The organism is Microcoleus sp. D3_18_C4, assembly GCF_036702355.1.
Classification (GTDB): Bacteria; Cyanobacteriota; Cyanobacteriia; order Cyanobacteriales; family Microcoleaceae; genus Microcoleus.
In genome coordinates, this window is sequence record NZ_JAUBTF010000013.1 from 28124 (window position 1) to 41492 (window position 13369).

General features: G+C 46.1%; 3 protein-coding genes. All 3 read right to left on the reverse strand.

From position 1 onward, the window contains the following. Positions 1-4222, reverse strand: a 4222-nt coding sequence (locus QUA90_RS09025; protein WP_333445036.1) for a DUF4347 domain-containing protein, incomplete at its 3' end; no start/stop codon positions are given. Between the two features lie 504 nt (positions 4223-4726). Continuing rightward, on the reverse strand, positions 4727-12040 hold the full coding sequence (locus QUA90_RS09030) for a DUF4347 domain-containing protein (protein ID WP_333445038.1): 7314 nt from the start codon (positions 12038-12040) through the stop codon (positions 4727-4729). 408 nt (positions 12041-12448) lie between these two features. Further along, entirely contained in the window at positions 12449-13327 is an 879-nt protein-coding gene (locus QUA90_RS09035; protein ID WP_333327014.1) for an inositol monophosphatase family protein, read from the reverse strand. Between the last annotated feature and the right edge of the window lie 42 nt (positions 13328-13369).

The window sequence follows — 13369 nt, forward strand, 5'->3', positions numbered from 1 at the left end:
CTACAGTGCCACCACCGCCTGGTTCTTCTACAGTGCCACCACCGCCTGGTTCTTCTACAGTGCCACCACCGCCTGGTTCTTCTACAGTGCCACCATCGCCTGGTTCTTCTACAGTGCCACCACCGCCTGGTTCTTCTACAGTGCCACCACCGCCTGGTTCTTCTACAGTGCCACCACCGCCTGGTTCTTCTACAGTGCCACCACCGCCTGGTTCTTCTACAGTGCCACCACCGCCTGGTTCTTCTACAGTGCCACCACCGCCCGGTTCTGGCGCTAAATCGTTATCAGCGATCGCCACTGTCACGCCCGGAATCGCGATCGCACTATACTTACTATCAGCACTCTGGGCCGTATGAGAAATACTGGCTGTATGATTTCCTTCAACAACCGCATCGTCTTTCGCCGTTACAGTCACTGGTTTCGCCACATTCCAGTTAGTAGAGTCAAAAGTAACATCAGCGATCGCATTAATTTGATTGCCATTGCCGAAACTAATCGTCACTGGCGCACTCGGCACAGAAGTTAGTTGAACGCTGTAACTGCCATTGGCACCACCTTCGGTAGCAGTTGTACTCGTTGGTGAAATAGTCACACCTGCGGCATCGTTGTCAGCAATCGTGGCAGTCACAGGAGAAAGCGTCAGGTTGTTATACTTGGTATCGGTGCTGGCAGAAGTGTGAGCGATCATACCCGTGTGCGTGCCTTCGGCTTTGCTGTCGTCGGTAGCGGTGACAGTGACAGTTTTGGCAACATTCCAGTTAGTGCTGTCAAAGGTCATTGTCCCGATCGCATTTATTTCACTTCCGGCATTAAAGTTAATGGTAACAGGGGCGATCGGCTCCGACCTTAACTTAAGCTCATAACTGCCATTCGCACCGCCTTCTGTAGCAGTTGTTTGCGTGGGAGAAATGCTGACACCTGCTGTCTCGTTGTCGGTAATAGCTACATTTACATCCTGAATAGCCGTGCCGGTATACTTAGTGTCGGTACTGATAACAGTGTGAGCGATCGTGCCGCTGTGCGTGCCTTCGGCTTTGCTGTCGTCGGTAGCAGTGACAGTGACAGTTTTGGCAACATCCCAATTCGTGCTGTCAAAGATAACAGGCGCGATCGTATTTATTTCACTTCCGGCATTAAAGTTAATGGTAACAGGGGCGATCGGCTGAGACGTTAACTCGATCGCATAACTGCCCGCCGCGCCGCCTTCAGTAGCAGTTGTTGCCGTGGGAGTAATAGAAATACCAGCGGTATCATTGTCCTTATTGGTAATGCTAATATCCGCTACATCTTTGTTGCTGTAATTCGCATCTGTACTAACAGTAGCCGCCGTGACTATTTTGTAGTCAATATCGCCGTCAACAATGCTATCGTTAACCCCTGTTACTGTCACTGGCTGCGGTGTATTCCAGTTAGCAGGAGTGAAATTTAAACTATTAGTCGAAACTGTTCCTTCGGCAATATTGTCACTGATCAAACCGATAGTCACATCAGCAGTCGGCTGAGTATTTAGAACCACAGTAAAGTTAGCCTTGGTGCCATCTTCACCAGTAGTTAATCCCGCCGTCGGATTCACCGTAATTCCCGGAGTTTCATTGTCACTGTTGGTGACGGCGACATCATCAGGATCGAGGTTTTTGTAATTAACATCGGTACTCACAGCAACAGCCGTGACTATTTTGTAAGCTTGAGGGCCATCAGCTACCAAATCGTCAACACCACTCACCGTTATTGTTTGTTCACCGTAGTTAGCGGGAGTAAAAGTTAAGCTATTAGGAGAAACTGTTCCCTCTGCTGGATTGGAACTACTCAAATCGATGGTAACGTCAGCAGTTGGTGCAGCGTTTAATTTGACAGTAAACTCTGCCTTTCCCCCAGCTTCGGTTGTTGATATTGCTTTTGGACTGACAGTGATGCCGGCAGTATCATCATTAGTAATAGTTGTGGTAGCGGTAGCCGTCGCAATAGTCGGTGCGCCACCCGGTGAAACTGAATTTGATAAAGTAATGGCAACAGTTTCATCCGGTTCTATATTGCCATCTCCCAACACATCCAAAGTAATAGTCTTGGATGTTTCTCCCGCAGCAAAACTGATTTTGCCAGTAGCAGCAGTTGCGCCAGAAGTGCCGCCGATATTGTTGTAATCAGTGTCGTTTGTCGCAGTTCCAGTAATGGCATAATCTACGGTACTCCAAAGTTCCGTGCTACCGCTGCGAGTAATAGTAAATGTCGCAGGAGTTTTGCCAGTATTGCCTTCGGTAATGGTAGGATTGTCGGCGACAATTGAGTAAGAACTATTCCTGTCCAATATAGCCACTTTCACTTGACTCGTACCGCCGGGAACACCGCCTGTAATCGCACCAAAATTGAGAACTAACTGTTCGTTACTGTCAACGATATTGTCAGCTTTAATAGTGACACCAATATTTTGGGTGAGAGTAGTAGTGCCTGCTGAGAAAGTAAGGGATGTGGTTGAAAGAGTGTAGTCTGCACCTTGAGTAGCAGTGCTGCTGGTATCGATGACAATGGGTACATTTAAATCACTTAAGGGAGTGCCACCGCTGATAGTAACCGGGACATCAATTATTGTGTCGGTTGTGCCTTCATTGACGTTGTAAGTGTTGCCTATTTTGGGAGGAACGAAGGATACTGTAGTGGGTGTATTCAGCAGCACCGAAATGTTACCTGAACCGTTGTTCGCTACTGCCAAATCGGGGAGAGTGTCAGCATTAAAGTTGCCTGAAATAAGGGAAATTGGACTTGTCCCTGCAGCAAAGTTAATGGGTGAACTAAAACCGCCATTGCCGTTGCCTACTAAAATTGCAGCGCCGCTGGTTCCTGTAACTGCTAAGTCAAGTCTGCCATCTCCGCTAAAGTCTTTCACCACAATGCCGTTAAGCCCTGCCCCTGCGTTAACAGTAGTGGCCGGGCCAAAGCCACCAGTGCCATTTCCCAATAGAATTGACACACTGTTAGAACCGCCGTTAGCTGTGGCTAAGTCGAGGAAATTGTCTCCGTTAAAGTCCCCAGTGGCGATCGAATTTGGAGTTGGTACAGCCCCAACATTAGGAGCTGCACTAAATCCACCCGTACCATTTCCTAACAGAATTGAGACATTATTAGAGAAGCTGTTGCCAACCGCTAAGTCGGGGAAACTGTCAGCGTTAAAGTTGCCTACAACAATGGAACCAGGAATGGCACCAACATTGAAATTAGTGGCAGCCCCAAAGCTGCCAGCACCATTTCCCAACAAAATTGAGACGCTACCAGAAGCACCTTGAGGGTTAGCGTTTACCACTGCTAAATCGAGGAAAGTGTCGGCGTTAAAGTTCGCGACAGCTATTGAAAGGGGAGTATTACCCACATTGAAATCATTACCTACATAGAAGCCACCAGTACCATTTGCTAACAGAATTGAGATATTACTACTATTTACTACTGCTAAGTCGGGGAAATTATCATTGTTAAACAGTCCCGATGTGACGTAACCCGGACTTGAACCTACGGCAAAATTGGTAGCTGTGCCAAAACCCCCTGTGCCATTCCCTAACAAAATTGAAACGTTGTCGTCATTCTGGTTGCTTATTACCAAGTCGGGGAAAGTATCAGCGTTGAAATCTCCTACATTAATACGTCCGGGACCTGACCCTGCGCCAAAATTTGTAGCTGCACCAAAACTATTCAAAACATACTCGTAAGCTGCTAATACTTTGGCTTCAAATACTAGCGGCGTTTCTATTTCCCCAGTTCTGACTTCCAGTTCCCAGTCCCCACCCTTTGCTACACTTCCCGTGAGGTTTTGGGAAGCCGCAACCGACGCCCCGGTTAACTCACTCAAGCGTTTGACAAATGCTTTACCTGTCTTGCCTGCTGCTACACAGCACCCGTACAGCAGGATATTAGGTCGAGTGTCGCCGATTGAGTAGGTTCGTTGCGAAAACCACTGCTGTAGAGAATCCCGATCGCACTCTATATCATCTAAACTAAAGCGAACGTCGCCGAGTTGCAAGCTACCCGGAGCACCGTGAGAAACAATGTGAATGCTGTCAATATTGGTACGAAGAGCTAAAATTTGAGTAATTTGGTCGATCGCATCCCGGTTCCCATCCAAAACGACTACTTCCGTACCCGGTTTTACCCCAGCGACTAAACTTTGATAATTTTCTACTTGAGTGTCGATAAAGGCGATCGCATTTGGTGAAACTTGATTATTTAAATTTGGCATACTGCACCTACTAATAGCTAAAAAAAAGACAATGATTCCCCTGTTTCGCGAATTACATCGGAAACACTTTCTCAAGGTTGTAGTAACAATAACTGTTTTTTGAGAAAATCTATATAAAGTTTTCTTTATAAACCCCTATTTAATTAAAGTTTTGATAAAGTTGGGGAATTTTATTAAAAAATATTGCGGATGAGCGATATCGAGGTGGAGAATATGACACAAAAACCGTTCAATAGCAAGTGTGATTAGACTGAAATATTAAGAGCGGGATTTTTGATACAGATGTGCGATGGGATTCCGCCGTTAGTTTCAACCCCTGGCGGATTTTCGGGCAAGGGTGGGGGCGGGTTTACGAGATAATTGGTTTTAGGCAATTATTTTTGGTAAAACCCGCCCCTAAAACTTATTTCCTACCATCTTTAGGGGGGATTCCCTACGGGATAGCTTCGCTTCACGTACTTACTTTAAAGTCCGATAGAATAAGTGCTTGAACCCACATCTTTCTTAAAGCAATCCGAAATTAACCGCACTAATATTGCTAGCAGAAACACTACTGAGAGAAGCTAAAATCTCCCCTGTTTGGGCAAACCGAATTAAAGTTGAACCGCTATCTTCGGCAATTGCCAATTGCGAGAAACTCAACCCGTTACCCAATACTAACAAGTCTTGACCGACTTCAAAGTCATCAATTGTATCAATACCAGAATTGGTAGAGAGTAAGAATTTATCATTGCCTACATCCCCTACTAAGGTATCCTCGCCCAAATCGCCGCTGAGGAAATCGTTACCCTGACCTCCTAGCAGAATATCATTGCCTTGACCGCCGTAGAGGGTATCGTCGGCTTTTTCACCAATTAGGATATCTTCACCTCGATTGCCAGAAAGGAAGTCACTGCTGACACCACCAGTCAAAGTATCAAAACCTTTTCCGCCATAAAGCGTATCGTCCCCAATTCCACCATCTGTTAAGTCGTTCCCCTGATTGCCATTCATCCAATCATTCCCATCAAGGCTAAACAACAGGTCATTCCCTTTTTTACCGCGCAATATATCATCGCTAGCGCTGCCCATGAGGGTATCATCGCCATCGGTGCTTTCGGTAGTATTTTCCCCATCTTTAACGAATTCAATACCGCTTTCTGGGAATGGTTCATCGGGTGTAGATGGTGTGCTAGACTCATCAGTATCTAAGGTATTGCGGACTGTGGGATTGTTAGCTGTTGCCGACTGAATTTTGGTATTTAGAGATGCACCAGTATTTTCGGAAATCGCCGACTGAATCGTTTTATTTCCGGCTGCGACTTGCAGTAAATCTTGGGCTACTTCTCCTTGTGCGACTTTTTGTATGCGGGCGATTTCTGTCGCGGCATCTGAGGGCGAGGAATTGCTGGAGGCGATCGCACCAATTCGCTGATTTCCCTCGGCAATAATAGAGGCAACATCCGAAGCAATACTAGATACTTGCGGTACTTGCAGTTGGCTTGTCGCCGACTCAATAATGGCCTGCAATTGCGTTGAATTGCTTAAATCGACAGTGCCAGATTTAATTTGATTGGCAACGGCGGAAATTACGCGATCGGCAATCTCATTTTTCGCGGTATTTGAAGCACCGCTAATTAAATCAGTTATCAAAACAATGGTGTTTTGTAGCTGAGCGTGTGCTGCATAAACCGCCAAACCGTTCGGGTCGTTTTGAGTAATTGCCTGTAGCGGATCGTAGCTAGTCAAGTCAATTCCTGACGACACTCCCAGTGCAGATTTTACTTGAATTTGCGCCTGATTAGGGTCAGTACCTTGCTCGATTAACTCGGTCAATAGGGTAGTTAACGGAGTGACGACAGTAGCATCTGGTGTGGCAAATAGGGGCGTTTGCTGTGGCAAATAAGTAGAGGTATTGATGCCATCTATCAGTACAATTTTGCCTTCATCCGGTTCAAGGTCGCCGCTATTATTTTTGTCGAATTGGTCAAGAGAGACATCTAAGTCAAAGCTGCCCTCTGCGTTAGTAATTGAAAACGGTTCGTTTTCATCTTGGATTCCATTAAAGTTGGCATCGAAGAAGACTGTCGCCCCGGCCATGTAACCGTTAATTGCTTTGCCCCTAGTGCTAGAACTCGGCCCTAAACTAAACTTAGCTAACTCAAATGTGGCAAAGCTCTTATCGTAGACTTTTTTGTAATCTAATCCGCAGGGATAAGGTAGGTTGAATTCAGGGGTGATGGTTTTGCGACCGAACGGCGTCCAAACTTTTACTGCTGGAATAGTTTTCTTACAGATTTTCACTGAAATTGACTTAACTTCAGCACCCAAAAAAGCATTGACTTTTCCTGTTACATCAAACAGTTGCGAGGGTTTGCTGATGCGGGAAGTAATTTCCGATGTTCGGATTTTGCCGTCACCGCCTTTTTTGGGCTGAAATTCTCCAATATCTATCAAATCGATGCCGACTTTTCCTTGAATTCCACCTTTGACATAACCGGAGACAATTTTCGCGTCTATCCCAGCACCCACCGCAATACTAGCGTCAAGTGTGAGTTCGTCAACATCTCGTCCTGTGCCGTCAGCATTTTCGCGATCGCTTACATAGAATCCATCCAAAACTTTGCCAGCAGAACCCGCAGCAAAATTCGAGTTTTTCCACTGGTTTAATCCGTAGGTGTCGTACCCAAATCCTAGATGAGCTGAAGCACTAAACTTGCCTTCAAGTAAACCATTGATGGGCCCCCATATCGGAAAATCTTTCCGAATATTAAAGTTAAATCCCAGTTTGGGCATCTGATAGGTGAATACCGGAACATCCGGTTTACCTATCAGCAATTGAATCGCGGTTTGCGGTTTGGTCAAGAGTGGCACATCAAAGCCATCAATGTCTTGTAAAGCATTTAAAAATTCCTTGACCTTGCCATTTGTTTTGGAGTTAATTTGTTGCTTAGCGGTTTGCTGTACAGCAGTTTTTGCCACTGGGGAAGCATTCTGAAGATTAGCACTTTGAGCGGTAACATCTATATTCCCCAGAGTGTAGGAACCCAAGTCGATTTTATCGGGAGAGTTTGCTATTTGGTTTGCCAAATTAACAACTTTATCAACCTTGGCAACCGCATCTAAAAAGCGAGTATCGATATCGCGACCAGAGATTTTTGCTGCCAGTTCTAGTACGCTAACTTTGCCATCCTTATTTTTATCAAACGGCCCCGCTATCCCTAGTTTAGACAGTAACTTGGTGTCGGCATTCAGCAAGTTGATAACTGGTCGAAATGGTTTAATGACATCGGAAATTTTACCAATCACTGGTTTGGCAAAGTTGTTTACAAATGTCCCCAAATCTAGTTGCATATTGTTAAATGCAACTGCGGGCTTTTGCGGCCCGGTTAATTGACCGTTAGCGTAATTTAGGATCGGCCAATTAACTGCTAAGTCGAAGTTATAGGAGGGGAAGGCAGCATTGCCGTTGATGCTGGTCTTTGCGGTGAGACCGAGATTGGCATTGCTCTTTAAGTTGGCATTGAATAAGTCTTTGAACTGATAGTTACCTTGCAGTTCTGGCAGGGTGAGGCGAGAGCCATCATTGGGCCCACCAAGATTGTCTAAGTCCTTCAGCTTGACTTCGAGGTTGGCATCGACTTTAGTCGGTTTTTTGGGATCGTTGGCGAGGTCTACTTGGAAAAAGCCTAAGTTGCCTTTTGCCTTGAATTGGTCATTTAGGCCGAAGTCAATGTTGGCGGTTAACTTGGTTTTGTCAGTATCTATGTAACAGCCGAAATCTTTACTAACACCAACTCCTAGGGACAAGTTGTAGTTGTATTTTGATTTGGCTTTCCCATCTACATCTAAGCTTAATGCCGGTACTCCTAAGTTTTTAGAGAGATTGATGTCGGGAAACTGATATTGTTTGCCAAGGGTAATTAGCAACGTGTTTTCATCAGGTGTCGAATTCCCAGTTAGAGCGACTGTGAAATCTGGCCCAAGTGCTGTGCGGATGCTACTTTCTAACTGACTGATACTTTGATTTGCCCCATTTTTAACTGCATCGACTAGCTTAGTCTTGAAGTTGCTAATAAAATCTGGGGAAATGTTCTTCAGTGGGCCGACAATGGGTAGGTTAACTGCCTGTAATTGGTTGTCAAGAATTTTCTGAAGTTTATCCAATCCAGCTTCTACGCCGCACCAATTCTTCTGTGTGTCGATCGTACCAGCAGTTGGCGGTGGTGTCGGTGTCGGCGTCGGAGTGCCAGTTGTCGGCGTTGGCGTCGGAGTGACTGGTGTCGGTGTCGGTGTGACGGGTGTCGGTGTCGGTGTCGGTGTGACTGGTGTCGGTGTCGGTGTGACTGGTGTCGGTGTCGGTGTCGGAGTGACTGGTGTCGGTGTCGGAGTGACTGGTGTCGGCGTTGGTGTCGGAGTGACGGGTGTCGGTGTCGGAGTGACGGGTGTCGGCGTTGGTGTCGGAGTGACGGGTGTCGGTGTCGGAGTGACGGGTGTCGGCGTTGGCGGTGCTACATCGTTATCAGTAATCGCCACTGTCACGCCCGGAATCGGGATCGCACTATACTTACTATCAGCACTAGCAGCCGTATGAGAAATACTGCCTGTGTGCGGCCCTTCCACAACCGCATCGTCTGTAGCCGTGACTGTGACTGGTTGCGCCACATTCCAGTTAGTCGTGTCGAAGGTAATCGGTGCGATCGCATTTATTTGATCGCCATTGGCAAAACTAATCGTCACAGGGGCGATCGGCTGCGACATTAATTTGATGCCATAACTGCCATTCGCACCGCCTTCTGTAGCAGTTGTTTCCGTAGGAGTAATAGAAACACCAGCCGTATCATTGTCCTTATTGGTAATGCTAACATCCGCTACATCTCGGTTGCTGTAATTGGCATCGGTACTAACAGCAGCCCCCGTAACAATTTTGTAGTCAATATCGCCCTCAGCAATGCTATCCTCAACCCCTGTTACTGTCACCGGCTGCGGTGTATTCCAGTTAGCCGGAGTGAAAGTTAAACTATTAGTCGAAACTGTTCCCTTGGCAACATTATCCGTGTTCAAACCGATAGTCACATCAGCAGTTGGCTGAGTATTCAGAACCACAGTAAAGTTAGCCTTAGTGCCATCTTCACCCGTAGTTAATCCCGCCGTCGGATTCACCGTAATTCCCGGAGTTTCATTGTCACTGTTGGTGACGGTGATATCATCAGGATCGACGTTATTGTAATTAGGATCGGTGCTGACAGCAGCAGCCGTGACAATTTTGTAAGGTAGAGGGCCATCAGCTACTAAATCGTCAACACCACTCACTGTTATTGGTTGCGGTTGATCGTAGTTAGCAGAAGTGAAAGTTAATCTATTAGTTGAAACAGTTCCTTCGGCAACATTGTCACTGCTCAAATCGATCGCAACATCAGCAGTGGGTTGAGAGTTGAGTTTGACAGTGAAGGTACCAGTGCCACCGACTTCACTTGTAGTTAATGCTGTTGGGTTAATAGTAAAGCCAGCTTTGTCATCATTAGTAATAGTTGTGGTAGCGGTAGCAGTGGTAATTGTCGGTGTTACGCCTGGGCCTGTGGGACTTGAAATGGTGACGGCTATGGTTTCGTCGGGTTCAACTAGGGTGTCGCCTAATACATCGAGAGTAATGCTTTTGGATGTTTCATCGGCGGCAAAATTAATTGTGCCAGTAGCAGCAGTTGCCCCTGAAGTGCCGCCAATATTGTTGTAATCGCTGACGTTTGTAGCTGTTCCTCCTATTGCATAATTGACGCTACTTGCCCCGCCTGTGTTGCCGCTGCGAGTCGCAGTGAAAGTCAGAGGTTTTGTGCCGCTATTACCTTCAGAAATGCTTGCAATATCGGCGGCTACAGCGTAAGAAACACTACCGTTAGCAGCAATAGTTAATGTTGTTTGTTTTGTTGTACCTGCAATGCCTCCGGTGATTGGGCCAAAGTTGAGGATTGCGGTTTCGGCGTTTTCAGGGAGATTGTCGGGTTTTATCGTGACTGCAATATTCTGGGTGAGTGCGGCACCTGTTGCACCTGCGGGGAAAGTAACAGTAGTAGGCGAAAAGGTGTAGTCTGAATTTTGGATGGCTGTGCTGCTGGGGTCGATGACAATTGGTACTGTTAAAGCAGCGTCAGGAGTGCCGCTGATAGTAACGGGAATATTGACTACTGTATCTGCGGTTCCTTCTATTGCACTGTAAGTTGCAGCCCCAAAATTTACCGCCGGGGATGTATTCAGCAGAATTGAGGTGTTTTGACCGCCAAAGTTCGCCGTAGCTAAATCAGATAAGCCATCTTTGTTAAAATCGCCGACAACAATACCTTGGGGATTGGTTCCCACAATAAAATTAGTGGCAGTCCCAAAGCTGCCATTGCCACTTCCAAACAAGACGGAGACATCGTTCGATGTATTGTTGGCTGTGGCTAAATCGACTTTTCCATCTGCATTGAAGTCACCACTAGCAATAGCAAGGGGTTGTGTTCCAACGCTAAAGTTGGTAGCTCCACTAAAGCTTCCAGTGCCATCTCCTAACAGTATTGATACGTTATTTGAGGTTTCATTGCTGGTTGCTAAGTCAGGATTGTTGTCCCCGTTAAAGTCTCCTACAGCAATGTATTTAGGGCTATTTCCAACGGTAAAGTTAGTGGCAGCGCCGAAAGTGCCATTAGCATTCTGCAACAGGATTGATACGCTGTTATTATAACCAACGTTCGCTGTCGCTAAGTCAGACTTGCCATCTTTGTTAAAGTCGCCGACAAGCACAAAATAGGGATTTGAATAATAATCTGACCCCAAGCTCAAATTAGTGACTGCGCCAAAACTACCATTACCATTACCCGGCAAGATGGAGACGTTGTTAGAGGTTTGATTGACTGTAGCTAAATCTAAATTGCCATCCCCGTTGAAGTCTCCCACAGCGACGCTAGCGGGACCTAACACCCCACCAAAGTAGGTGGCTGCACCAAAAGTGCCATCGCCATTTCCTAACAGGAGAGAAACGTCGTTAGTAGAAGAATTGGCCGTAACCAAGTCAGAATTACCGTCTTTGTTAAAGTCGCCTACAGCGACAGACCAGGTAGTGAGAGCGCTTGGCGGACTCGTGTTAAGATTAGTGGCAGCGCCAAATTGGCCAGTGCCATCTCCCAATGCGATCGAGACGTTGCGATTCTCTCCAGTGGTGGCAAAGGCTAGGTCAAGATTGCCGTCTTTGTTAAAGTCCGCAGTGGCAACTTTACGGAGACTGTAGGTTATGGGAAAATTAGTCGCAGCACCAAAAGTAGACAGAACATACTCGTAACCCGCTAATACTTCGGCTTCAAATACCAGCGGCGTTTCTATTTCCCCGGTTCTGACTTCCAGTTCCCAGTCCCCGCCCTTTGCTACACTTCCCGTAAGATTTTTGGAAGCGGCAACTCTTGCCCCGGTTAACTCACTCAAGCGTTTGACAAATGCTTTACCTGTCTCGCCTGCTGCTACGGAACACCCGTATAGGAGGATATTAGGTCGATTTTTGCTCCTTGAGTCGGTTTGTGGCGAAAACCATTGCTGTAGATCCTGCCGATCGCACTCTATATCATCTAAACTAAAGCGAACGTCGCCGAGTTGCAAGCTACCCGGAGCACCGTGAGAAACGATGTGAATGCTGTCAATATTAGTACGAAGAGCTAAAATATCAGTAATTTGGTCGATCGCATCCCGATTCCCATCCAAAACGATTACTTCCGTACCCGGTTTTACCCCGGCAATCAAACTTTGATAATCTTCAACTTGAGTGTCGATAAAGGCGATCGCACTTGATGAAACTTGATTATTTAAATTTGGCATAATACACCTACTAATAGCTAAAAAAAGACAAAGATTCCCCTGTTTCGCGACTTGCGTCCGAAACACTTTCTGAAGGTTGTAGTAACAATAACTGTTTTTTGAGAAAATCTATATAAAGTTTTCTTTATAAACCCCTATTTAATTAAAGTTTTGATAAAGTTGGGGAATTTTATTAAGTAATATTGCGGAGGAGCTAAGGCGAGGTGGATATGGTAACACAAAAAGCATTCAATCGCAAGTGTAATGATAATGAAATATTAAGAGGGGGATTTTTGATATATGTGCGATCGGAGCGGCTTTACTGTATTATGGGTTTTAGGCAATTATTGTTGGTAAAACCCGCCGCTACGAGTTATCCGTGACAATCTTTAGGGGCGATTCCCTACGGGATAGCTTCGCTTCACGTACTTACCTCAAACTCCCATCTATCCCCGCTAAAATTTGCTCAGCTTGCCCGCACAAAGCAGCGTGACAGTAACCGTTACTCGCCAACAATCCCCCCCACTGACTCACATCTCCCCGGTTATATTGCAAAGTAGAACCGTCAAAACGAGTAAATTGGCCGCCCGCTTCCGTCAAAATTAATTCCGGTGCCGCTAAATCCCAATCTTTCGGTGCAGACTTTCCCGAAAGCGCAATATAAACATCAGCCTTTTGTTCGACAATTGTCGCAATTTTACAGCCGATACTGCCGACAGCTATTTGATTTTGACAAGGCAGTTTTTGTAACAATTGATTAAAGCGATCGCCCCGGTGACTGCGACTGGTTACTATAGATAAATCTGCCACTATATTTCGCGCCGAAACCTGCAATTTTACCGCAGAACCGTTCCGACTTTCCATAAAAGCGCCCGCCTCGCGGATTGCGTAATAAATCTTTTGCTGTTGGGGCCAAGCCACAACTGCTAATACCGGTCTTCCCTCGAACGCTAAAGCAATGTGAACTGCAAATTCACCTGTCCTGTCAATAAAATCTCGCGTTCCATCTAAAGGGTCAATAATCCAAACCCAACTTTGAGGTAAGGGAACTTGACCGTTTTTTTCTAAATAAGATTTGTAAGTTTCTTCGGTGAGATACCCAAATTCTGCATTCCCTAAAGCCGACTGCAATTCGTCGAGAATGTAAGAATTGACAGCGACATCGGCGGCGGTGACGGGGCCATCTTTTTTTTCTTGGATATCGAGGTTAGGAGTGTTGGAATCCTGCCGATAATAGGATTGTAGGATATCTGATGCACTCCAGGCGATCGATCGGGCAATTTCGCTGATTTCTTCGAGAGTTTTCATGAATTTCTTGTTTATGAACCGCAGATGAACGCCGATTAACGC